Genomic DNA, 23,156 nt, shown 5'->3' with positions numbered 1-23,156 from the left:
GGCTACCTACCGGGCGGTCAGGTGCATTGCCAACTGCACCAGGCCGATCAGCACCAGGATGAAGACCAGGGTGAACACGGTGCCCAGGGCAATGAAGTGACTGGCCTTGCCATGGGTGAAGTCGCGCGCGCGGTTCTTGCCGGTTTGCACGCCAAATGCGGCGGCCAGAATGCTTTGCAGCATCTGCCAGAAGGTGGGCGGTTTGCCCTGGGTGGGTTCGTCCATGAGGGGCTCCTGGGTGCAGGTATCCCCAATAGTGTAGACCGTGTTGGTTTGATCGCCGGCAAGCCGGCTCCTACGGGCGTAGGAGCCGGTTTACGGGCTTAGTTGTCGTAACCCAGGTTAGGCGCGAGCCAACGCTCGCTGACGGCCAGGTCCTGGCCTTTGCGCGCGGTGTAGCTCTGCACCTGGTCCTTGTCGATCTTGCCTACGGCAAAGTACTGCGCCTGTGGGTGCGCGAAGTACCAGCCGCTGACGGCCGCTGCAGGGAACATGGCGAAGTGCTCGGTGAGGAACACGCCGCTCGGGCCGGTTTCGCCAATGGCCGTGCCATCGAGCAGGCGGAACAGGGTTTCCTTCTCGGTATGGTCCGGGCACGCCGGGTAGCCCGGGGCAGGGCGGATACCCGAATACTGCTCCTTGATCAGCGCCTCGTTGTCCAGGTGCTCGTCCTTGGCGTAACCCCAGTAGTCTTTACGCACCTGTTCGTGCAGCCACTCGGCGCAGGCCTCGGCCAGGCGGTCGGCCAGGGCCTTGACCATGATCGAGTTGTAGTCGTCGCCCTTGTCCTGGTAGGCCTTGGCCACTTCTTCGGCACCGATGCCGGCGGTGGTGATGAAGCCTCCCACGTAGTCGGTGATACCGGTGTCCTTCGGCGCGACGAAGTCGGCCAGGGAGAAGTTCGGCTTGCTGTCCGGCTTGATGGTCTGCTGGCGCAGGTGATGCAGCTGCGCCAATGGCTGGCCATCTTCGCCATAGACTTCGATGTCGTCATGGTTGACCTGGTTGGCTGGCCAGAAGCCAAACACTGCGCGTGCGCTGATCAGCTTCTCGTCGATCAGCTTGGCGAGCATGTCCTGGGCATCCTTGAACAGCGCAGTAGCGGCTTCGCCAACCACTTCGTCGGTGAGGATGCGCGGGTACTTGCCGGCCAGGTCCCAGGAAATGAAGAACGGCGTCCAGTCGATGTATTCGGCCAGCACCTTGAGGTCGATGTTCTCCAGCACCTTGACCCCGGTGAAGGTCGGTACAGCAGGCTGGTAACCGGCCCAGTCATATTTTGGCTTGGCCGCAATCGACTGCTCGTAGCTCAGGCGCTCGGTGCGCGCGCTGCGGTTGGCGGTGCGCTCGCGGACTTCGACGTAGTCCAGGCGGGTTTTCTCGACAAATCCAGGTTTGAGTTCCTTGGACAACAGCTGCGTAGCCACGCCGACAGCGCGCGAGGCATCAGTGACGTAGATCACGGCATCGTTGCTGTACTTGGGCTCGATCTTCACCGCGGTGTGCGCCTTGGAAGTGGTCGCACCGCCAATCATCAGCGGCAGGTGGAAGTCCTGGCGCTGCATTTCACGCGCGACATGGACCATCTCGTCCAGCGACGGGGTGATCAGGCCGGACAGGCCGATGATGTCGCACTTTTGCTCGCGGGCGGTCTGCAGGATCTTCTCGGCCGGGACCATAACGCCGAGGTCGACGATGTCGTAACCGTTACAGCCAAGCACCACGCCGACAATGTTCTTGCCGATGTCGTGCACGTCACCTTTGACAGTGGCCATGAGGATCTTGCCCTTGGCTTGCGGCTTGTCGCCTTTTTCCGCTTCGATGAAGGGGATCAGGTGCGCTACGGCCTGTTTCATTACTCGGGCCGACTTCACCACTTGCGGGAGGAACATCTTGCCGGCGCCGAACAGGTCGCCGACCACGTTCATGCCGCTCATCAGCGGGCCTTCGATGACCTCAATCGGGCGCGCACATTGCTGGCGGCACTCTTCGGTGTCTTCGACGATAAAGGCCGTTATGCCCTTGACCAGGGCGTGCTCCAGGCGCTTGCCGACCGGCAGCGAACGCCATTCTTCGTTTTCGACTTCCTTGACCGCGCCGCCGCCTTTGTAGTCGTCGGCAATCGCCAGCAGGGCATCGGTGCCTTCCGGGGTGCGGTTTAGCACCACGTCCTCGACCCGCTCGCGCAGCGCCGGCGGGATCTCATCGTAGATCTCCAGCTGGCCGGCGTTGACGATACCCATGGTCAGGCCATTCTGGATCGCGTGGTAGAGGAATACCGAGTGGATCGCCTCGCGCACCGGGTTGTTGCCACGGAACGAGAACGACACGTTCGAAACCCCACCCGAGCTCAGCGCGTAGGGCAGGTGATCGCGGATGTAGGCGCAGGCTTCGATGAAGTCGACGGCGTAGTTGTTGTGCTCTTCGATGCCGGTGGCGACGGCGAAGATGTTCGGGTCGAAGATGATGTCTTCCGGCGGGAAGCCCACTTCATTGACCAGGATGTCATAGCTGCGCTGGCAGATTTCACGTTTGCGCGCGGCGGTATCGGCCTGGCCGACTTCGTCGAAGGCCATCACCACTACCGCAGCGCCGTAACGCTTGCACAGTTTGGCGTGATGCTTGAAGGCGTCTACGCCTTCCTTCATCGAGATCGAGTTGACGATGCCCTTGCCCTGGATGCACTTCAGACCTGCTTCGATCACTTCCCACTTGGAGGAGTCGATCATGATCGGTACGCGGGAAATGTCGGGTTCACCGGCGATCAGGTTGAGGAACTTGACCATGGCTGCCTGGGAGTCGAGCATCCCTTCGTCCATGTTGATGTCGATCACCTGGGCGCCGGCTTCGACCTGCTGCAGGGCGACCTCCAGGGCTTCGGTGTAGTTCTCTTCGCGGATCAGCCGGGCGAACTTGGCGGAGCCGGTGATGTTGGTGCGCTCGCCGACGTTGACGAACAACGAGTTGCGATCGATGGTGAACGGCTCGAGGCCCGACAGGCGGCATGCCTTGGGAATGTCAGGGATTGGCCGCGGCGCGTATTTGCCGACCGCTTCGGCAATCGCCTGAATGTGCCCCGGGGTGGTACCGCAGCAACCGCCGATGATGTTCAGAAAGCCGCTGGCGGCGAATTCTTCAACCACCACAGCCATCTCGGCCGGGGTTTCATCGTATTCACCAAAGGCGTTCGGCAAGCCGGCGTTCGGGTGCGCCGACACATGGGTGCCGGCCTTGGTCGACAGCTCTTCCAGGTACGGGCGCAGGTCTTTCGCGCCAAGGGCGCAGTTGAGGCCTACCGAAATCGGGTTGGCGTGACGTACCGAGTTCCAGAACGCTTCGGTGGTTTGCCCGGACAGGGTGCGGCCGGAGGCGTCGGTAATGGTGCCCGAGATCATGATCGGCAGCTCGAGGCCGTCTTCTTCGAACACCTGCTGCACGGCGAAGATCGCCGCCTTGGCGTTGAGGGTATCGAAGATGGTTTCGATCAGGATCAGGTCGGCGCCACCTTCGATCAGGCCGCGGGTCGCTTCGATGTAGTTCTCTACCAGCAGGTCGAAGGTGACGTTGCGGTAGCCCGGGTCGTTGACGTCCGGCGAAATCGAGCAGGTGCGGCTGGTAGGGCCGAGCACGCCGGCAACGAAACGGGGTTTTTCCGGGGTCTCGAGGGTCTTGGCGTCGGCTACCTGGCGGGCGATGCGCGCACCTTCGACGTTCAGTTCATACACCAGCGATTCCATGCCGTAGTCGGCCTGGGAAATCTGGGTGGCGTTGAAGGTGTTGGTTTCAAGAATGTCGGCCCCTGCATCCAGGTAGGCCTTCTCGATGGCGGCGATGACATCCGGGCGCGAGAGCAGCAACAGATCGTTGTTGCCTTTGACGTCGCTTGGCCAATCGGCGAAGCGCGTGCCACGATAGTCGTGTTCCTCAAGGCGGTAGCTTTGGATCATAGTACCCATGCCGCCATCGAGAATCAGGATGCGCTCTTTGAGTGCTTGCTGAAGTGCTTGGAAACGAGCGCTGCGGTCAGACATAGGACTACCTGGTCGGGCGAAAACAAAAGGTGCGGAATAATAACAAAGCTGCGCGGTTTTTAGACGTGTCATGCATTTACATGAATTTCATTCATGTTGGAGCACCGCCAGCACCGGTAGAATCGTGAAGCTTTCAATACCCAGGACAACAGGCACATGGTGCATCGCTTACTTGCCAGCGCATTCGCTCTGCTCATCAGCAGCGTGGCGTTCGGGCAAGCTCCTCAAACCAGCCCGGCTATTTCCTATACCCGGGACATCCAACCGATCTTCACCGAGAAGTGCGTGGCCTGCCACGCCTGCAACGACGCGGCCTGCCAGCTGAACCTGGGCAGCGCCGAGGGCGCCTCGCGAGGGGCCTCCAAGGTGCCGGTGTACCAAGGGGACCGCAGCACGGCGGTGGCGCCGACCCGCTTGTTCTACGACGCGCAAAGTACCGAGGCCTGGCAACGCAAGGGCTTTTACTCGGTGCTCGACAACCAGGGCAGCCAGGCGGCGCTGATGGCGCGCATGCTGGAACTGGGCCACAAGACTCCGTTGACGCCCAACGCCAAATTGCCTGAAGAGATCGTCCTGGGCCTGAACCGCAACAACATGTGCCCGCTGCCGGGCGAATTCGACGCCTATGCCGGTGCGCACCCCAAGGAAGGCATGCCGCTGGCCGTCACCGGCCTCACCGATGCCCAGTACCAGACCCTGCAACGCTGGCTCGCAGCGGGTGCACCGGTTGAACACGACGCCATCGCGCCGAGTGCCAACGAGGCGGCACAGATTGCCGACTGGGAAGCGCTGCTCAACCGCCCAGGCTCTACCGAAGCGCTGGTGGGTCGCTGGCTCTACGAGCACCTGTTCCTGGCCCACATTCATTTTGTCGGCGGCGAGCCGGGGCATTTCTTCCAGTGGGTACGCTCGCGCACGCCCAGCGGCCAGCCGATCGACCTGATCGCCACGCGTCGCCCCAATGATCCTCCCGGCACCGACTTCTACTACCGCTTGATGCCGGTACAGGGCGTGATCGTGCATAAAACCCACATCACCTACCCGATGGGGCCGAACAAGCTCAAGCGCGTCAAGCAACTGTTCTACAGCGGCGACTGGCATGCCAACGCCTTGCCGGGCTATGGTCCACGCCACCGCGCCAACCCCTTCGAAACCTTCGAAGCGATCCCGGCCGTGGCCCGCTACCAGTTCATGCTCGACAACGCCGAGTACTTCGTCCGCACCTTCATTCGCGGCCCGGTGTGCCGTGGTCAGATTGCCACCGACGTAATCCGCGACAACTTCTGGGCGCTGTTCCAGGAACCGGCCCACGACCGCTACGTCACCGATGCCGAATACCGCGGCCAGGCCACGCCGTTGCTGGCGATGCCGGGGCAAATCGACGATGTCGGCAGCATCCTGACCCTATGGCATGCCTACCGTGACAAGCGCAACGATTATGAAAAGCTGCGCCGTGATACCTATGCCGACATGCCGCCACCGAGCTGGTCGACCCTGTGGGCGGGTAACGACAATGCGCTGCTGACGATCTTCCGCCACTTCGACAGCGCCTCGGTGACCAAGGGCCTGATCGGTGATGTGCCACTGACGATGTGGCTGTTCGACTATCCGCTGTTCGAGCGCACCTACTACCAGCTGGCGGTCAACTTCGACGTCTACGGCAACGTTTCGCACCAGGCCCAGACGCGCCTGTACTTCGACCTGATCCGCAACGGTGCCGAGGTCAACTTCCTGCGCCTGATGCCAGCTGATGCGCGGGGCGCGATCCTCAGCAACTGGTACCAGAACAGCGGCAAAGTGAAGATGTGGCTGGACTACGAGAAGATCGACACCGACACGCCGAGCGCACTCAAGCTCGACCCTGCCGACCCCAAGCGTGATTTCGGCCTCAAGCTGATCCAGCGTACCGGCAGCCTCAATGCGGCGCCCGATCCGATCAACCGCTGCCAGAACGCCTACTGCTCGCGCCCGGAAATGAACGAAGAGTTCCGTGACGTCGAACAGACGCTGAGCCGCCTGGTGTCGCGTCCGGCTGCCGGCTTGAAAGTGATCAACCAGCTACCTGAAGCAACCATGCTGCGCATTGAAGGGCAGGGTGGTCAGCGTCAGGTCTACAGCCTGCTGCGCAACCGGGCGCACAGCAACGTGGCGTTCATGCTGGGCGAGGCCTATCGCTACCAGCCGGGCCTGGACACCCTGACCCTGGTGCCAGGGGTGCTGAGCAGCTACCCGAACTTCATGTTCAATGTGCCGGCCAAAGATGTGCCCGAGTTCGTAGAGGACTTGGAAGCGGCCCGCGACGACACCGCCAGGTTCGAGCGTGTGGTCATGCGCTGGGGCGTGCGCCGCAGCCATCCACAGTTCTGGCAGTACTTCCATGACCTGAACAGCTACATCAAGGAAACCGATGCGGTAGAGGCCGGCGTACTCGACATGAACCGCTACGAAAACCTCTGACCACGACCGCCGGGAAGGTCATCTGACCTTTCCCGGCATCCTGCGGTCCGATCCACGAGCGGCCCCGGTTCCGGCCGGGGCTTGAGTGGGATTGAACAGCAGGTATCCGGATGTTGTATTCGCTTCAGGCACTACGGGCGCTGGCCGCCTGGGTGGTAGTTTGTCACCACTTCATGCAGATTTTCTTCGATTTTCACGCCAGTGGCCCGGTCGGCCGTTTTCTCGTTGAACGGGGGGCAGTGGGGGTTGATGTGTTCTTTGTCATCAGCGGGCTGGTGATCTACCTGTCGACCCGCGACAAGGACATTGCTCCGCGCCGTTTTCTGCTCAACCGCGCCTTGCGCATCGTTCCCGCCTATTGGTTCTACACCGCGCTGATGGGGTTGTTGCTGCTGACGGCCCGCCAGTGGATGCCGCACCAGGCGATCGAGCTGGAACATTTTCTGCTGTCGCTGCTGTTCATCCCGGCCGAAAATCCCGGTGGTTATGGGCAGTATCCGACACTCAATGTCGGCTGGACCCTGAACTACGAGATGTTTTTCTACCTGCTGTTTTCCCTGGTGTTCCTGGTACGCCAGCAACGTCAGGTGTTGGTGGTGACCGGTTTGTTGCTGATCGTCAGCGAGGTGTTTACCCGCGCCGGCTTGCTTGATCACTTCTATCGCAACAACATCGTCTACGAATTTCTCCTTGGCATCGGCATTGGCGTGCTCTATCGCCGTGGCTGGGTCGCTCAGGGCCTGTGGCTGCCCGTTGCGATGCTGGTGACGGCTGCACTGGCGATCCTTTACCTGGATGCTTCCCGGCGCTTGCTGCACTGGGGCGTTCCCAGTGCGCTGATTGTGCTGGCCTGTGTGTCGCTGGAGCGCTATTTCAGCGGCAACCGTGTGCTCAAGGCGCTGGGGGACTGCTCGTATTCGGTGTACCTGGTGCATGTATTGGTGCTGTATGGCGGCTGGTTCGCCAGCGAGCGCTTTCACCTGAGCCCGTACGCGGTGTTTGCCGGCTGCATTCCGTTGATTGCGGCATTATCCTGGGTCAGCTACCTGTTGCTGGAAAAACGGCTGTACCGCCGCTTGAGTGGCTGGTTGTCAGCGCCGGCAAGCACGCCGGTAGTCGTTCCTCTTTCCCGACAGAATTACTAGGACTTTGTTCGGCGGCCAGGTTGGCGTAAACTGCCGGCAAGTCTGTGAGGAACTTCCATGAGCGCCATAACTATTACCGACGCCGCGCATGATTACCTGGCTGATCTGCTGTCCAAGCAGAACACCCCGGGTATTGGCATTCGCATTTTCATTACCCAACCGGGCACCACCTACGCCGAGACTTGCATTGCCTACTGCAAGCCAGGCGAAGAGAAGCCGGAAGACACCGCCGTAGGGCTGGCCAGCTTTACCGCCTACCTCGACGCGGTCAGCGTACCGTTCCTTGAGGATGCGGTGGTTGACTACGCCACTGACCGCATGGGCGGCCAGCTGACCATCAAGGCACCGAACGCCAAGGTGCCGATGGTCAATGAAGACAGCCCGATCAACGAGCGTATCAACTACTACCTGCAAACCGAGATCAACCCGGGGCTGGCCAGCCACGGCGGTCAGGTGAGCCTGATCGAAGTGGTTGAAGACGGTATTGCCGTACTGCAGTTCGGCGGTGGTTGCCAGGGCTGCGGCCAGGCTGACGTCACCTTGAAAGAAGGCATCGAGCGGACCTTGCTCGAGCGCATTCCGGAGCTCAAGGGCGTACGTGATGTGACTGACCACAGTCAGAAAGAGAACGCCTACTACTAACGTCTAACCCGGCGTGCCGGGCTAGCTGTAGTTGCAAACAGACGCCGCGATTATCGCGGCGTTTTGTCGTCTGCCAGTGGTTGTGCAACCCAGGACATGAACAGTTTATAGCCCACAGCCAGCAGCACCGGCCCGATGAACAGGCCGATGATGCCGTTGGTCAACATGCCGCCCAAGGCACCTATCAAAATCACCGGCATCGGCACCGACACGCCACGGCCAAGCAGCAACGGCTTGAGCACGTTGTCCGAAAGCCCGGCCAGCATCGTCCAGACGGCGAAAATAATCGTGCTCGCACTTACACCGTCCGTGGCAAACACATAGATCACCACTGGCAATGTCAGCAGCAATATGGGCAGTTGGGTGATCCCCAGCAGCAATACCAGCAGGGCGAGAATGCCGGCGCCGGGCACTCCCATGACCACCAGGCCAATGCCCACCAGCAGCATCTGGATGAAGGCGATGCCGACCACGCCCTGGGCCACGGCACGGATGGTCGCGGTGCACAGCTCCGCCAGTTGCGGACCGCGCTCGGGGCCGGAAATGCGCGAGGCAATGGCCACGCCCGTGCGATGGCCGATCTCGCCCTTGGCCATGATGAGCCCGCCGATAATCAACGCCAGGATAAACACCAGAATGCCGGTACCAATGCCCGCCAGCTGAGTCAGCAAGGTTTTGCTGACCCCCTGCAAGTGCGGTGCAACCTGGGAAAATGCCCAGCTCAGGTCGGTACTGGCGTGTGACCAGATGCCATACAACGGGCCGCCGATCAGTGGCCAGTCCTGTACGGCGGCCGGCGGTGGTGGAATCTCGATCGCCTGGTTCTCGAAGGTATGAATCCCCAGCTTGACCGAGTCGGCCACCGAGGCACCGAGCAGGCTCAACGGTCCGATCAGGCACGCCAGGCCCAGCAACACCAGGATTACCGCAGCCAGTCCCGGGCGGCCACCGAGCCAGCCACCCAGGCGCTGGTTCAACGGGTACAGGGTGATTGCCAGGATCACTGCCCAGAGCATCAGGCTGAGAAAGGGCCGAAAGACCTCAAAGCAGAACATCACCAGCACCGCAATGAGTCCGGCGCGGATCAGCACATCGAGCAATTCGCGGGTGCCACCCAGTTGAATGGGTCTGTGTTCGTTCATGACGACGAGCCCTCGTTCCTGGAGTTGTTCAACGCGTGGCCGGGCAGGTGCTGGCACCGCTACGAGCGGCCTGGGCAACCTGATCGGTGAAGCGCTTGAGGTTTTGCTGGTGCGCCAGGACCAGCTCATCGACCGATGCCCCGGCCGGTGTCTGGATCACGCTCTGGCAAGTCAGCAGGGTCGCGTCGCTGCCGTTGCTGCCACGCAGGCGCCAGCGGGCATCGAGCAGGGCGTATTGCCCCGGCACCGAGTCAAAGCGCTGCACATCCACGCGCAGGCCCAGGCGCGCGTGTTTGCTGGTGCCGGTGAACTGGTTGCTCAACGCGTTCTGCAACTCGTCGGCCAGGGTTGCCCCCCACCATTCGGTCTCCAGGATCGCCAGGCCGCTGTTGCCCTGGCGCACCACCACCTGGGCGCGGTCAACCTGCGGTGGAACAGTGACCTGTTCGAGCTGGATATCGACACCGTTGGCAGGGGCGGGCTGCTGCGGGATCAGCGTGTGGTAATGGATCGGGTCGCTACGGCAGGCCGCCAGCAGCAACGCCAGGCCCAACAGTGCGAATTTCGAGGCATGCGCCATGGTGTGTGCTCCTGCGGTCAATTGCGCGAAGGTTTCAATGCGTCGGCCGGTGCATCCTTGGGCCTGCCACGCAACAGGGATTCAGGGTTGCGGCCCAGGTAGTCAGCCAGCTCGCGCAGCGAACGCGACATGCGCCCAAGTTCGTCCAGGGTCTGGGTCAGCTGTTCGCGTTGCGGTGAATCGTCGGCCAGGGTCGAGTTGGCGCTCTGCAGGGTCTTGCTGACCTCCAGCAGGGTGCCCTGTACGCCAGGCAAGGTGTTTTTGTTGAACTGTTTCAGGCTGCTGTGCAACTCCACCAGGTTGGCGTCGAGGTTGTTGGCGATGCGCTCGATGGGCAAGCGGTTGATCTTCTCGACCATGGCCTGGAACTGCTCCTGCAACTGCTCGAGGCTGCCCGGAATGGTCGGGATGGTGATCGGCCGCGCGGTGGGGTCGAAGACCACTTTCGGTGCTTTCGGATCGAAGTCCAGGGCGATGTACAACTGTCCGGTGAGCAGGTTGCCACTGCGGGCCTGGGCGCGCAGGCCGTGGTCGATGAAGGTCCCGAGCAGTTCGGCGGCATTTCGCTCGTCGTCCGGATCGTGCCTGAGTTCCTTGAGCATTTTGGTATGTGCCTGGCCCAGGCGTTGCGGGTAAATGACGATGCCGACATTCACCGGGAAGCTGCGTGTGGCTGCATCGAAGTCCAGGTTGACCGACACCACCTGGCCGATCTCTACACCGAGGAACTCAACCGGTGCGCCCGTTTTCAGGCCCCGCAGGGCTTGTTCGAAGCGCAGCACCAGGTACTGGGCCCGGCCTTTGGGCGGGGCGAGGGCAGATTGCTCGTCATCGAACAGCTCGAACACTTTGTCTTCAGCGGCCGCCTGGTCATTCGGGTTGTACTGCGGGGCGCGGAAGGCAATGCCACCTACCAGCAGTGAAGACAACGACTCGGTGCGCACGGCAAAGCCGTTGGCACCGGCCTCGATGTCGACGCCGCTGGCATTCCAGAAGCGTGTGTTGTCGGTGATGAAGGCATCGTAGGGCGCGTGGACGAAGATTTCGATATCCACACTTTTGCCGTCTTTTGCCAACTGGTAAGACACCACCTGGCCGACCGAAATCTTGCGATAGGACACTGACGAACCAACCCCCAGCGAACCCAGGTCGGTGGTGTGCAGGGTGAAGCGCCGGCCGGGTTCGCCATAGGTGATGGGTGGCGGCGTCTCCAGCCCGGTAAACACTTTCGCCCGCTTTTTCGACTGACCGGCGTCGGCACCAATGAAGTCGCCGGAGAGCAGGGTATCGATACCGGAAATGCCGCCTGCACCGATGCGTGCACTGACCACCCAGAAGGAGGAGTCCTCGGCGGCAAAGTTCTCTGCTTGTTTGGACAGTTTCACGGTCGCGGTCACGCTTTTCTGGTCCGGGCTCAGGTCCACCGTGGTCACGTGGCCAATGACCACGTTGCGGTACTTGACCTCGGTTTTATTGGCAGTCAGGCCCTGGCCGGTCTTGAAGGTGATCTGGATGGTCGGGCCTTGCTGCAACCAGTTGTGCACGACCAGCGATATGCCCACAAGCACGGCCACGATCGGTACGATCCAGACCATCGAAATGCTGAAACGCCGGGTTTTAACCGTTTTCGGCGCTGGCACTGGCGGCTCCTCAGTGACTGCTGACTTCATCCGTGTGCTCCTTGGGTGGGCGGGTTTCCCAGATCATTCGGGGATCAAAACTCATCGCGGCGAGCATGGTGAACACCACCACCAGACCGAAAAACAGAATGCCCGGGCGCGGTTCGATATCGCCCAAAGCCTGAAACTTGACCAGCGCGGCGACCAGCGCCACCACCAGCACATCGAGCATCGACCAGTAGCCGATCAGTTCGACAAAACGATAGAGCGTTGAGCGCTCTTTCTGCGCCCAGGTGCTGCCACGTTGTACCGTCACGAGTAACAGGCCCAAGGCGACAAACTTGGTCGCGGGCACGGCAATACTGGCGATGAAGATGATCACGGCGATATCCCAGGCGCCGTGGGAAGCGAATTCGATCACCCCGCTCATGATCGTGCTGTCTTCGCCTTCGCCAAGCATCTGGGTGTTCATCACCGGCAGCAGGTTGGCGGGTATGTAGAACACCAGGGCCGCGATCAGGTAGGCCCAGGTGCGGGCCAGCGAATTGGGCTTGCGCTCATGCAGCGGGGCGCCGCAGCGGTCGCATTCGTGCAGCGCCCGGGTGGCGTCGCAGGCTTTGCCACAGGTATGGCAGAGCACCAGGTTGAGTTGTGACGCTTCTACCAGGTCGGTCATGGCAAGGCATCCCAGAGTTCGCGGATATCGCGCCCGGCAATACGGATCATCAACAGGCTCAGGATCGCCAGGGCGAACAGACCAATCCCCGGCAGTACATCGAGCAGGCCGGCCAGCTTGAACACCGCAACCATGGCGCCCAGCAGGCAGACTTCCAGCATGCTCCAGGGGCGCAGCGACTCCAGCCAGCGCATGAAGGTGATAAATCCCGGTGAGCGTTTGCTGGCCAGGGCAAACCCCAGCACCCAGATAAGAATCGCCAGCTGGAACATCGGCGCGATGATGATCGAAATGGCTGCTACCAGGGCAATGAATGTGATGGGGCCGTCTGCCAGCGCCAGCACCGAGTCCCAGAGCGTGGCGCTATTGGACAGGCCCTTGAGGCTGATGCTCATCACCGGGTAGAAGTTGGCCATCAGCCACAGCACCCCGGCGGTGATGCTCAGGGCCAGGCGTTGCTGCAGGGTCATGCCGTTATAACGCTGCAGTACCGCGCCGCAGCGCTGGCACAGTGCTTTCTGGTGTTTTTTCAGTGGGACCTTGTGATACACGCAGTCGCAATGTTCGCAAATGATCAACTGGTCGGTATCCAGCATAGGGCGCGCTCTAACTGCGGGCGGGGACAAGCTCAATATAGACGGCGCTTGGGCAAGTTCACGGATTTTTCCGTAGTGTGTGATGGTTGGAGTACAAATGTACTCTTTGCGGTCATTACACATGCCGATACGATTGCTGGAGCGGTCACAAGGTACCAGGGCTAATCTTTTTCTTTGGCCCACTCACTTTCGGAGGAGTACCGCCATGCCTACCCGTCGCAGCTTTCTCGCTGCCAGTGCCACCCTGGTTGCCGGACTGGGTTGCCTTAACCTGCCGGGCACGGCATTTGCCCAGAACAGCAGTAACCTGTTGAAACGCAAGATTCCCGCTAGTGGTGAGTCAGTGACGGTGGTTGGCGCTGGCACTTCGGGCAGCTTTGAAGTCGAAGCGGATTCTGCGCAGTACCAGCAGCTCAAGCAGGTCCTCAAGGTGTTTTTCGACGGCGGCGGTCAAGTGATCGATACCTCGCCCAACTATGGCGGCGCTGACGCCATTCTTGGCCGGTTGCTGGAAGAGGGTGGATGGCGCGCCAGCACCTTCCTGGCGACCAAGATTGCCGCCGACAGCCGCGCCGCTGCCGAAGCGCAATGGGCTGGCACCTTGCGCAGCCTGCGCACCGACAAGGTCGACCTGCTGCAGATCCACAACCTGCGCGACTGGCAGCGTCAGTTGCCCTACGCCCGCGAGCTCAAGGCCCAGGGCCTGACCCGCTATGTCGGCGTGACTCATTATGTCGACAGCGGCCTGGATGAACTGGAGCGCATCCTGCGCAACGAGGCACTGGATTTCATTCAGATTCACTACTCGGTCAATTCGCCTGCTGCGGCGCGAACCGTCCTGCCGTTGGCCCAGGACAAGGGCGTGGCCGTGCTGATCAATCGCGCCTTTGATGACGGCAGGTTGTTTGCCAGGGTCAAGGGCCAGGCCCTGCCGGCCTGGGCGGGTGAAGCGGGTATCGGCAGCTGGGCGCAATTGTTCCTCAAGTTCGCCATCAGTCATCCGGCGGTTACGGCGGTGATCCCGGCCACCAGCCGGCCCGACCGCCAGCTCGACCAACTCAAGGCTGGTAGCGGGCCGTTGCTGAGCGATGCCCAGCGCGATCAGCTGATCAAACAGTTCGCTTGAGCCGTCATGGCCAGCCCCGGTGCGCGGTTGCTCAACGTCCGAGACGGTGAAGCGCCGATTGTCGTTGCGGGGCTGACCCTGTTCTTTTTGCTGTTCACTGGTTACTTCATGCTACGTCCGGTACGCGAAACCATGGGCGTGGCGGGCGGGGTCGAGAACCTGCAGTGGCTGTTCACGGGCACCTTCGTACTGACCCTGATTGCGTTGCCGTTGTTCGGCTGGCTGGCATCCAAGGTACAACGTCGGCGCATCCTGCCGTGGACTTACGGGTTTCTGGCCAGCAACCTGCTGGTGTTTGCCGCGCTGTTTACCCTGCAACCCGAGAACCTGTGGAGTGCGCGGGCGTTCTATATCTGGTTGTCGATGTTCAATTTGCTGACCATTTCCCTGGCCTGGAGCGTGCTCGCCGATGTGTTGTCCAGCGAGCAAGCCAAACGCCTGTTCGGCCTGCTGGCTGGCGGCGCCAGTTTCGGCGGGTTGGTCGGGCCGCTGCTGGGGACTGCACTGGTCGGGGTGATCGGCCATGGCGGGCTGGTGCTGCTGGCCACTGCCTGCCTCACCGGCAGCATCGCCGCAGGGGTGTACCTGCAACGTTTCCGGGATCGCCATCCACTGCCGGCGGATGTTGAATTGCCGCGGTCGCGGCCGCTGGGCGGCAATCCCTTTGCCGGTGCCAGCGAGGTGTTCCGCTCGCCCTATCTGCTGGCCATTGCCGTGTTCGTGGTACTGCTGGCCAGTGTCAGCACGTTCCTGTATTTCGAGCAGGCACGGCTGGTGGCTGTGCATTTCACCAGCCGGACCGAACAGACCCAGGTGTTCGGCCTGATCGACAGCCTGGTGCAGTTTCTGTCGATCCTCACCCAGGTGTTCATCACCGGCCATCTGGCGCGCAAGCTCGGGGTTGGCGTATTGCTGGTGGCGGTACCGCTGGTGATGGTGGTGGGCTTTGTCGGGCTGGCGGTGGCACCGGTGTTTGCCTTGTTTGTACTGGTGATGGTGGTGCGCCGGGTAGGCGAATACGCCCTGGTACGACCCGGTCGGGAAATGCTCTACACCGTGGTGGCACCGGAGCAGAAATACAAAGCCAAGAACTTCACCGACACCGTGGTTTACCGAGGTGGCGATGCGCTGAGCGGGTGGGTCAAGCGTGGGCTGGACCTGGTGGCGGACCACCCGGCCCTGGCGATGTTGATGGGGGCTGTCATCGCACTGGTATGGGCGCTGACCGGGCTATGGTTGGGGCGCGAGCAGCGCAATCGCGAAGGTGCGGGTCAGCAAGGCGCTCCAAGTGACCGCTAACCCCACCGCGCCGCCTGGTCAAGGCAGGGCATACACCTTGAACGTGCGCTTGATCGCTTTAGTGGTGCCGCCCAGGTATGAGCCATAGGCCTGCTCGATCTCACCCGAACGGTACGCCTGACTGATCACGGTATCGACCAGCAGGCGAAAGTCCTCATCGCCCCGGGGCAGCACCATCGACACCGGTGCGGATTCATAAATGCGTTCGACCAGCATCAGGGAATCCAGCTCGGCATGCCGGGCCAACAGGTTCTTGAGCAGCATGCGCTCGGAGAAAAACGCATCGGCTTTGCCTTGGGCAATGGCGCCCAGCCCGGCCTCGTTGTCGGGCACGGTAATCACCCTGGCTATCACCCCGAGCGTTTGCAACTGCTGGCGGACCCATTGCTCGGTGACGCCGCCGGCAACTACCGCAAAGGTCTGGTTGGTCAGGCCACGGTTGACCGTCGCGCGCCAGGTCGGGCCGTCGTTGGCCGGCTTGCCGTTGAGCACGTTGAGTAAAGGGGCAGGGGCATCCTTGCGCACAACTGCCGTAACGCCTGCGGTGTAGACCGGAATGGAGAAACTGACAGCCTTGCGCCGTTCAAGGCTTTGCACGGTGGGGGTGCAGAGCAGATCGACATGCCCGGCGCGCACGGCCTCGATCTCGTCCGCCAGGGTGACGGCCTGGTACCGTACCTGCAGGGCGGGCAACGTCAATGTGGTTTTCACCTGCTCGGCCACCTTCTGGCACAGCTCGATGGCATAGCCACGGGGCTGGTCGCCGTCCTCTGTGCTGAACGGGGCGAAGTCGGCCAGGTAGCCCAGGGTCAGGGTGTTGTGCGCGCGTATGTGTTCAAGTGTGCTTGCCTGGGCCAGGACCGGCAGCAGGGCAAGCAGACAGGCCAATCGGTTAAGGCGGGGCGTCATACCCTGTACTCCCTTCACGGTAATTCGGCACGTTCGACGGCCGCCTGCTGAACGATAAAGCGCTTGGCCAGGAAGCCATACAGCAAATACCCGAAGGCCAGCACCAGCGCCCCCCCGAGTACCGCCTCCATCCCGCAGGCGTACAGGGCGTACAGGGAGTAACCCACCGCCACCAGCAGCACCAGGGTATTGCGGCTGTACACAGCCGGGCTGACCCTGGCCTTGTGCATGATCGGCAGCAGGCCGGTCAGGGCGGTGACGTAGGGGATCAGGTTGGTCACTGCGGCCAGGCTCACCAGCTTGCCGAACTGGGCGCTGGCATTGGGCGAGATGGTCGACAGCGCCATCGCCGTTTGCAGCACACCACACACCAGCATGCCGAGGATCGGCGCATTGCGTGCGCTGACCCGGGAAAACAGTTTGGGAAACAACCCCTGGTCGGCGGTCATTTTCGCCGTTTGCGCCAGGGTGAACTGCCAGCCCAGCAATGAACCGACGCAGGCCATTACCGCCAGTACCATGATGATGTTACCCACCAGCGGGTTGAACATTTTCGCGTAGACCAGGGCAAACGGCGCTGAGGCGTTGGCCAGTTCCAGGTTGGGCACGATGCCCTGGATCACCGTGGTCGACAGCACATAGACCACCGCCGCTCCCAGGGTGCCGAACAGGCAAGCCAGGGGCACGTTGCGCTTGGGGTTCTCTACGGCATCGAAGGCCTGGGCTGCGGACTCCATGCCCAGAAACGCCCAGAGGGTCAGCGGGATGGTCTTGCCGATGGCTTCCCAGATGGGGAGTTCATTGGGGTTCCACGCCTGGGTGAACACGGCGCTGTCGAACCAGAGCCAGCCAATCACACTCAGCCCGGCCACGGGAATGATCACCCCCCAGACGGTGATCGCGCCGATTCTGCCGGTGATGTTCGGGCCGCCGAAATTGGCCAGGATGGTCAGCCAGATCAGCCCGACCGTCCCGACGCATAGAGCGATCGCGCCACTGCCCAGCCAGGGGAAGAACGCAGTCATGTAGCCCACCGCCGAGATCGCCACGGCGACGTTGGCAATGGCCAGGGAGAGGAAATACAGGTAGGAGCACAGAAAGAACCCCGATTTGGCATGGGCCTCCTCGGTGTAGGCGGACAGTCCGCCGGAGCGGCTGCAAAACACCCCGCACTGGGTAAAGCTGTAGGCGATGGCCATTGAACCGATGGCGGTGACCACCCAGGACAGCAATGAGACCGCCCCCAGCTGCGCCATGCTGGTGGGCAGCATGATGATTCCCGAGCCCATCATGTTGACGGTCACCAGCGTGGTGAGCCCGACGAGGGTCATTTTTTTTCCAGAACCGGCCATAGTCGCCCCTGATGTGTGATGCGTGGCTTATTGGGTATAGGCCATTTGCGTGACGGCAGGAGGGCACGCAGGGGGGAAGGGCGGTTTTTTCACCGGGGAACTCCTGACGGTTGGCCGACATCCTATGGGGTGTAGGGACTCTCTTTCTGGAGGCACCGTTATGCGTCGTTTACTGCTTGTTTCTTCGCTCGTAGTCTGCCTGCCCATCGGCTCGGCCCTGGCCGATGTCGACGCTGGCGATGTTGCCACTTCGGCTGGCGTGTCCGCCTCGTTGTATTCCACCTTCAAAGATGACAAGCGCATCATCCCGGCGCGTGACGATGCGTCTTCGTTCATCGCCAGTAACGGCGCCATACGCGGGGTTTACCTGGAGTCGATGATGCAGCGCGTCCGTCAGGAGCACCCGGGGCTCAAAGCCTCGGACGAAGACATTGCCCGGGCGATTCTGGCCCAGGATACGTTGGGTGGTGAACGTTGAAGTGCATGCGCTGACGGTTGCACCGCCGAGCGGCATTCAGGTTGATGCGCTCTCTTGAGCATTACACTGATCCTGGCAGCTTGATTGTCAAAGGCTGCTCAGGGTTCAGGAGGTCATCATGTTCAGGTCATCGTCACTCAGCCTGTGTGTTGCGTTGTCGTTGTGCAGCTTTCAGGCCACTGCGCAAACCGTTGTGCCGACCAAGGGCCAGAGTCAGCAGCAAACCCAGGCCGACATCAGCGAATGCCAGAACATTGCCAACAGCGCGTCGAGCAGCGCCTCGACACCTTCCGGTGGGCGCATCAAAGGCGCAGCGGTAGGTGCCGCAGCCGGTGCGGCAGGTGCCCAGGTAAGGGGCAATCAGCATGATGAAGTCTACGATCGCGTCGATGACGACGTGAAACAGGATTACCGGCAGAATCGCGCCAAGGAGACCGCCGCTGCGGGCATGGTCGTTGGTGGTTCGCGCCAGCGCCAGGAGCGCCGCGAGCAGCGCAGGACCAACGAAACCAACAGCGCCACGGCGTACACCAGTTGCCTGCAGGGCAAGGGTTATCAGGTAACGCCCTGACAGCGCAGGGCTACCAGCCTTTTACCCCGTGCATGTCGGGCAGTTTGTGGGCGATGCCTTTGTGGCAGTCGATGCAGGTGGCCTGGCCGCTGGCCAATGACGTCGAGTGCATGGCCGCTGCACGCTTGCTCTGGCGGGTGAAGTCCATGAACTCGAAGTTGTGGCAGTTGCGGCATTCTCGCGAGTCGTTGGCCTTGAGCCGCGCCCATTCGTGCTCGGCCAGTTCGCGGCGCAGGTTGACGAATTTGTCGCGGGTGTCGATGGTGCCGAAGATCTTGCCCCAGACTTCCTTGGAAGCCTGCATCTTGCGGGCAATCTTGTGGGTCCACTCATGGGGGACGTGGCAGTCCGGGCAGCTGGCGCGCACACCGGAACGGTTGCTGTAGTGGATGGTGTCCTTGAGTTCGACGAAGACGTTGTCGCGCATTTCATGGCACGACACGCAGAATTTCTCGGTGTTGGTCATTTCCAGTGCGGTGTTGAAACCGCCCCAGAATATGATCCCGGCAATGAAACCGCCCAGGGTCAGGAACCCCAGGCTGAAATAGACGCTCGGTCGACAGAGGATGCCCCAGTACTCCTTAAGCAGGGCGAACAGAGCTTTCATGGCGCCTCCTCAAGGTTTGTTCGCAGCGTTGGCGTCGTCTTGCAGGATTTTGTCGATGGTTTCGAAGGTATTGCCCACCAATGGCTTCACCTCTTTTTGCGGCACGTGGCACTGGTTGCAGAAGTAGCGACGTGGTGACACTGCGGCCAGGGCCTGGCCATCGCGGTCCATGTAGTGGGTGATGCTGATCATCGTCGCCTGGCTGCGGGCACTGTTGGCGCGGCTGTGGCACGAAAGGCATTTGTTGCCGTTCTTGTCGATCTGGTAGCCACGGATGCTGTGGGGAATGGTCGGCGGCTGGTCCGGGTAGTTGCGCTCGCGCTTGAGGTCATTGTTCTCATCATTGGCCAGCGGCGGGGCCGGCATGCTCTGGGTCAGCGTGCCGCCCGGGCGGCGGCCGTCGGGCCCGGGGGCATCGAGCGGGTAGTCGACGTCGGCGGCGATGGCCAGGCCAACCACAGCAAGCAACAGCAACGGCACGATTCGAAAAGGCATGATGGATCTCCTCAGGCCACGCTGATCAGCTCGATGCGTATGGCGCATTTCTTGTAGTCGGTCTGCTTGGAAATAGGGTCGGTGGCATCCAGCGTGACTTTGTTGATCAATTTGTTGGCATCGAAGAACGGCACAAACACCAGGCCACGCGGTGGCTTGTTGCGGCCTCGGGTTTCGATGCGTGCACGAATTTCTCCGCGGCGGCTGATCAGCTTCACTTCGCTGCCGCGCCGCGCGTTCATGGCTTTGGCGTCATCAGGGTGCATGTACACCAGTGCGTCGGGCACCGCCTTGTAGAGCTCCTCGACCCGTTGCGTCATGGTGCCGGTGTGCCAGTGTTCAAGCACCCGGCCGGTGCTGAGCCAGAAGGGAAACTCGTCATCCGGGGCCTCAGCCGGTGGCTCGTAGGGCAGGGCGAAGATGATTGCCTTCTTGTCCGGGTAGCCATAGAACTGCACACCGCTGCCGGCTTCGACATAAGGATCGAGCCCTTCGCGGTAGCGCCAGCGCGTTTCTTTGCCATCGACCACCGGCCAGCGCAATCCACGCTCGCTGTGGTACTGGTCGAAGGGCGCCAGGTCATGACCGTGGCCCCGGCCAAACTGGGCATATTCCTCAAACAGGCCTTTTTGCAGGTAAAATCCAAAGGCCTTGGCTTCGTCGTTCTTGTAACCAGCCTCCAGCTGTTCAACCGGGAACTGGTCGACCTGGCCGTTCTTGAACAGTACCTCGTACAACGTTTTGCCTTTGTATTGCGGGGCTTTTGCCAGCAGCTCGGCCGGCCAGGTTTCATCAGTGGTAAAGCGTTTGGAGAACTCCACCAGTTGCCACAAGTCCGACTTGGCATCGCCTGGTGCACTGACCAGCTGGTGCCAGAACTGGGTGCGGCGCTCGGCGTTGCCGTAGGCGCCTTCCTTTTCTACCCACATGGCGCTGGGCAGGATCAGGTCAGCGGCCTGGGCCGAGACGGTGGGGTACACATCGGAGACGATCACGAAGTTTTCCGGCTTGCGCCAACCTGGCAGCACTTCCTGCATGATGTTCGGCCCGGCATGCATGTTGTTGCTGGCCTGGGTCCAGTAGACATTGAGCACACCATCCTTGAGCATGCGGCTTTGCTGCACGGCATGGAAACCGACCTTTTCCTCAATGGTGCCTTCAGGCAGCTTCCAGATCTTTTCAGCAGTGGCACGGTGCTTGGGATTTGTCACCACCAGGTCAGCGGGCAAACGGTGGGAAAAGGTTCCGACTTCACGCGCGGTGCCGCAGGCGGAAGGTTGCCCGGTGAGCGAGAAGGGGCTGTTGCCGGGTTCACTGATCTTGCCGGTGAGCAAATGGATGTTGTAGATCAGGTTATTGGCCCATACGCCGCGAGTGTGCTGGTTGAAGCCCATGGTCCAGAACGACACGACCTTGCGCTTGGGGTCGGCATACAGCTCCGCCAGCGCCTTGAGGCGTTCGGCGGGCACGCCGGACTCTTTCGCGGTGCGCTCCAGGGTATAGGGGCGAACGAAAGCGGCGAACTGCTCGAAGTCGATGTCGCTCCAGGTGTTGGCCTTGTCGGCGTTCTTGGCCTTGGTCTCCAGCGGGTTGTCCGGACGCAGGCCGTAGCCGATGTCGTCGGCGCCCTTGGCGAAGCGCGTGTGCTTGCTGATGAAGTCCTTGTTTACCGCGCCGCTTTCAATGATGTGATTGGCGATGTAGTTGAGGATCAGCAGATCGGTCTGGGGCTTGAACACCATCGGGATGTCGGCCAGTTCGAAGCTGCGGTGTTCGAACGTCGACAGCACCGCGACCTTGACGGTCGGCTGGCTCAGGCGGCGGTCGGTGACCCGGCTCCAGAGGATCGGGTGCATTTCGGCCATGTTCGAGCCCCAAAGCACAAAGGCATCGGTCGCTTCGATGTCGTCGTAGCAGCCCATCGGTTCGTCCATGCCGAAGGTGCGCATGAAGCCCATCACCGCCGAGGCCATGCAGTGGCGCGCGTTAGGATCGATGTTGTTGCTGCGAAAACCAGCCTTCATCAGTTTGTTGGCCGCGTAACCTTCCCACACCGTCCATTGCCCGGAACCGAACATGCCGACTGCACTGGGGCCTTTGTTTTTCAAGGCTTCCTTGAACTTGCTTTCCATAATGTCGAAGGCTTTTTCCCAACTGACCGGCTGGAACTCGCCCTGTTTGTCGTACTGGCCGTTCTTCATGCGCAGCAGTGGCTGGGTCAGGCGGTCAGTGCCGTACATGATCTTCGACAGGAAGTAGCCTTTGACGCAGTTCAGGCCCCGGTTGACTTCGGCCTTGACGTCACCGTGGGTAGCCACCACCCGGTTGTCACGGGTCGCGACCATGACGCTGCAACCGGTACCACAGAAACGACAGGGCGCCTTGTTCCAGTCAAGCGTGACCATGTCCGCTTCGGTAATCAGGTTGCTGGCAGTGGTATAGATCGGCAGGCCGGCCGCAGCAGCAGCAATGGCGGCAGCCTGGGCCTTGGCGAACTCACGGCGGGTCATGCTCATTCGATCTCTCCGGCGGGGTCGAGGAGTTCGTGATAGATCAACGCCGCATTGAGAACGCCCGGCAAATTGTTGATCTGGTCGATGCGTTGCAGTATTTGATTTTCGTGATCGGCTTCAAGTACCACCACCAACTTTCCGGCGGCACTTTCCTGATGCAGTTCCAGGCCATCGAGCAGGCGCAAGTTGGCTTTAACTGCATCGAACAGTTCCGGGCGGGCATGTACTACAAGGCTGGCGATGTGCAGCGTGTTGTCCATATGCTGACTCCAACAGACACAATCGGGTGCCTATCAGCTCGGAGGCCCAGGCGGGCCATAGAGCATTTGCAAAAACCAGATGATGAACCCGTAGCCGCCGACAATCGCCACCGACAGCAGGGGAAACAGGCAGGCGACGAGGAAGACGAACAACAAGGCCTCTTTGCGACGCACAGGTTTTTGTTCTTCAGCCGTTGGCATTGAACGCACTCCAGGCAGGTCTGGATTGAGCGTAGACCACACATGTTGCAAGGTAAATCAAAGCCACTTAATCAGACCGGCGGAACTATTGCTTCAGATCAAGGAGTACAGCAAGTTGGTGTCTAGTGGTAATGCTAAATAGAGTGATAATTAATGCGAGTTGCGAAATGACTACTGTGGGATACCCCGTAGTTGGTTCTGCAGTGCTTCGTTGATCTCGACCAGTTTGGCAATGTTTTGCCGTGCCTTGACCAGTTCCTGGTTCAGGTACTCGGTTTCGTTGGTCATCAGCACCACCTGGTGCTTCCACATCTCGACCAGGATGGGGGAGGCGATCTCGCCGAAGTCTTCGTCATGAGGGGTCATGGTCTTCACTCACTCGATGGGTTGCTGTATGTATATACAGTAACTGAGTGTTGCCCGATTGCGCTAGCCCGGCGAACGAACCGCCCGTCAT

At 61.1% G+C, this 23,156-nt stretch carries 22 protein-coding genes; 7 read left to right on the top strand and 15 right to left on the bottom strand.

Annotation, left to right across the window (positions count from 1 at the left end; all coding sequences use genetic code 11):
- Positions 1–6: 6 nt before the first annotated feature.
- Together DM813_RS22210 and metH are read right to left on the bottom strand one after the other, a co-directional pair.
- The gene (locus tag DM813_RS22210; protein WP_128325550.1) at positions 7–225 is read right to left on the bottom strand and encodes a DUF2970 domain-containing protein; all 219 of its coding nucleotides are present in this window, start codon (positions 223–225) and stop codon (positions 7–9) included.
- Positions 226–323: 98 nt separating this feature from the next.
- Positions 324–4,031, bottom strand: a complete 3,708-nt coding sequence (metH, locus tag DM813_RS22205) for a methionine synthase (protein WP_128325549.1) — start codon at positions 4,029–4,031, stop codon at positions 324–326.
- Between the two features lie 156 nt (positions 4,032–4,187).
- Here metH and DM813_RS22200 point away from each other — a divergent pair, with 156 nt between their 5' ends.
- The 3 genes from DM813_RS22200 (at position 4,188) to nfuA (ending at position 8,275) form a co-directional block, all read left to right on the top strand.
- On the top strand, positions 4,188–6,488 hold the full coding sequence (locus tag DM813_RS22200) for a fatty acid cis/trans isomerase (RefSeq protein ID WP_128325548.1): 2,301 nt from the start codon (positions 4,188–4,190) through the stop codon (positions 6,486–6,488).
- A gap of 110 nt (positions 6,489–6,598) precedes the next feature.
- Entirely contained in the window at positions 6,599–7,633 is a 1,035-nt protein-coding gene (locus tag DM813_RS22195) for an acyltransferase family protein (RefSeq protein ID WP_128325547.1), read from the top strand.
- Between the two features lie 57 nt (positions 7,634–7,690).
- Positions 7,691–8,275 (top strand): Fe-S biogenesis protein NfuA, encoded by a 585-nt coding sequence (gene nfuA / locus DM813_RS22190; RefSeq protein WP_028941949.1) that lies wholly within the window; start codon positions 7,691–7,693, stop codon positions 8,273–8,275.
- Positions 8,276–8,325: 50 nt separating this feature from the next.
- Here nfuA and DM813_RS22185 read toward each other — a convergent pair whose 3' ends face one another.
- Genes DM813_RS22185 through DM813_RS22165 form a run of 5 tightly spaced genes read right to left on the bottom strand, consistent with a single transcriptional unit; the run spans position 8,326 to position 12,888 of the window.
- Positions 8,326–9,417 (bottom strand): AI-2E family transporter, encoded by a 1,092-nt coding sequence (locus DM813_RS22185; RefSeq protein ID WP_128325546.1) that lies wholly within the window; start codon positions 9,415–9,417, stop codon positions 8,326–8,328.
- 28 nt (positions 9,418–9,445) lie between these two features.
- The gene (locus DM813_RS22180) at positions 9,446–9,997 is read right to left on the bottom strand and encodes a PqiC family protein (protein WP_128325545.1); all 552 of its coding nucleotides are present in this window, start codon (positions 9,995–9,997) and stop codon (positions 9,446–9,448) included.
- A 17-nt stretch (positions 9,998–10,014) separates the two neighbouring features.
- The gene (locus DM813_RS22175) at positions 10,015–11,667 is read right to left on the bottom strand and encodes an intermembrane transport protein PqiB (RefSeq protein ID WP_128325544.1); all 1,653 of its coding nucleotides are present in this window, start codon (positions 11,665–11,667) and stop codon (positions 10,015–10,017) included.
- Positions 11,648–12,292, bottom strand: coding sequence for a paraquat-inducible protein A (locus DM813_RS22170; RefSeq protein ID WP_128325543.1), 645 nt, complete (start codon positions 12,290–12,292; stop codon positions 11,648–11,650). Before DM813_RS22170 ends, DM813_RS22175 begins: the two co-directional genes overlap by 20 nt.
- Entirely contained in the window at positions 12,289–12,888 is a 600-nt protein-coding gene (locus DM813_RS22165) for a paraquat-inducible protein A (RefSeq protein WP_128325542.1), read from the bottom strand. Before DM813_RS22165 ends, DM813_RS22170 begins: the two co-directional genes overlap by 4 nt.
- A 205-nt stretch (positions 12,889–13,093) precedes the next feature.
- On the opposite strand from DM813_RS22165, the gene DM813_RS22160 reads away from it, so the two are divergent.
- Together DM813_RS22160 and DM813_RS22155 are read left to right on the top strand one after the other, a co-directional pair.
- Positions 13,094–14,014: an aldo/keto reductase gene (locus tag DM813_RS22160; RefSeq protein WP_128325541.1), complete on the top strand. Its 921-nt coding sequence runs from the start codon at positions 13,094–13,096 to the stop codon at positions 14,012–14,014.
- 6 nt (positions 14,015–14,020) lie between these two features.
- Positions 14,021–15,313 (top strand): NTP/NDP exchange transporter, encoded by a 1,293-nt coding sequence (locus DM813_RS22155; protein WP_128325540.1) that lies wholly within the window; start codon positions 14,021–14,023, stop codon positions 15,311–15,313.
- A gap of 18 nt (positions 15,314–15,331) precedes the next feature.
- Here DM813_RS22155 and DM813_RS22150 read toward each other — a convergent pair whose 3' ends face one another.
- Both DM813_RS22150 and potE read right to left on the bottom strand, forming a co-directional pair.
- Entirely contained in the window at positions 15,332–16,222 is an 891-nt protein-coding gene (locus tag DM813_RS22150; protein ID WP_128325539.1) for an amino acid ABC transporter substrate-binding protein, read from the bottom strand.
- A 14-nt stretch (positions 16,223–16,236) separates the two neighbouring features.
- Entirely contained in the window at positions 16,237–17,574 is a 1,338-nt protein-coding gene (potE, locus tag DM813_RS22145) for a putrescine-ornithine antiporter (RefSeq protein WP_128325538.1), read from the bottom strand.
- A gap of 160 nt (positions 17,575–17,734) precedes the next feature.
- Here potE and DM813_RS22140 point away from each other — a divergent pair, with 160 nt between their 5' ends.
- Entirely contained in the window at positions 17,735–18,052 is a 318-nt protein-coding gene (locus DM813_RS22140; protein ID WP_128325537.1) for a DUF2388 domain-containing protein, read from the top strand.
- A 118-nt stretch (positions 18,053–18,170) separates the two neighbouring features.
- Positions 18,171–18,623: a YMGG-like glycine zipper-containing protein gene (locus tag DM813_RS22135; RefSeq protein ID WP_128325536.1), complete on the top strand. Its 453-nt coding sequence runs from the start codon at positions 18,171–18,173 to the stop codon at positions 18,621–18,623.
- A 10-nt stretch (positions 18,624–18,633) separates the two neighbouring features.
- Here the strand turns inward: DM813_RS22135 and DM813_RS22130 are convergent, their stop codons facing one another.
- The 6 genes from DM813_RS22130 to DM813_RS22105 form a co-directional block, all read right to left on the bottom strand.
- On the bottom strand, positions 18,634–19,230 hold the full coding sequence (locus tag DM813_RS22130) for a cytochrome c3 family protein (RefSeq protein WP_128325535.1): 597 nt from the start codon (positions 19,228–19,230) through the stop codon (positions 18,634–18,636).
- Between the two features lie 9 nt (positions 19,231–19,239).
- The gene (locus DM813_RS22125) at positions 19,240–19,725 is read right to left on the bottom strand and encodes a nitrate reductase cytochrome c-type subunit (protein ID WP_128325534.1); all 486 of its coding nucleotides are present in this window, start codon (positions 19,723–19,725) and stop codon (positions 19,240–19,242) included.
- Between the two features lie 11 nt (positions 19,726–19,736).
- Positions 19,737–22,241, bottom strand: coding sequence for a nitrate reductase catalytic subunit NapA (napA, locus tag DM813_RS22120; protein WP_128325533.1), 2,505 nt, complete (start codon positions 22,239–22,241; stop codon positions 19,737–19,739).
- Positions 22,238–22,498 (bottom strand): chaperone NapD, encoded by a 261-nt coding sequence (locus DM813_RS22115; RefSeq protein ID WP_128325532.1) that lies wholly within the window; start codon positions 22,496–22,498, stop codon positions 22,238–22,240. Before DM813_RS22115 ends, napA begins: the two co-directional genes overlap by 4 nt.
- Positions 22,499–22,531: 33 nt before the next feature.
- Positions 22,532–22,699, bottom strand: a complete 168-nt coding sequence (gene napE, locus DM813_RS22110) for a periplasmic nitrate reductase, NapE protein (RefSeq protein ID WP_128325531.1) — start codon at positions 22,697–22,699, stop codon at positions 22,532–22,534.
- A 171-nt stretch (positions 22,700–22,870) separates the two neighbouring features.
- Positions 22,871–23,065 (bottom strand): hypothetical protein, encoded by a 195-nt coding sequence (locus DM813_RS22105; protein WP_128325530.1) that lies wholly within the window; start codon positions 23,063–23,065, stop codon positions 22,871–22,873.
- Positions 23,066–23,156: the final 91 nt, after the last annotated feature.

Origin of the sequence: Pseudomonas alkylphenolica, assembly GCF_004025535.1 — a bacterium.
Classification (GTDB): Bacteria; Pseudomonadota; Gammaproteobacteria; order Pseudomonadales; family Pseudomonadaceae; genus Aquipseudomonas; species Aquipseudomonas alkylphenolica_A.
This window is presented reverse-complemented; position numbering and strand designations above follow the sequence as displayed.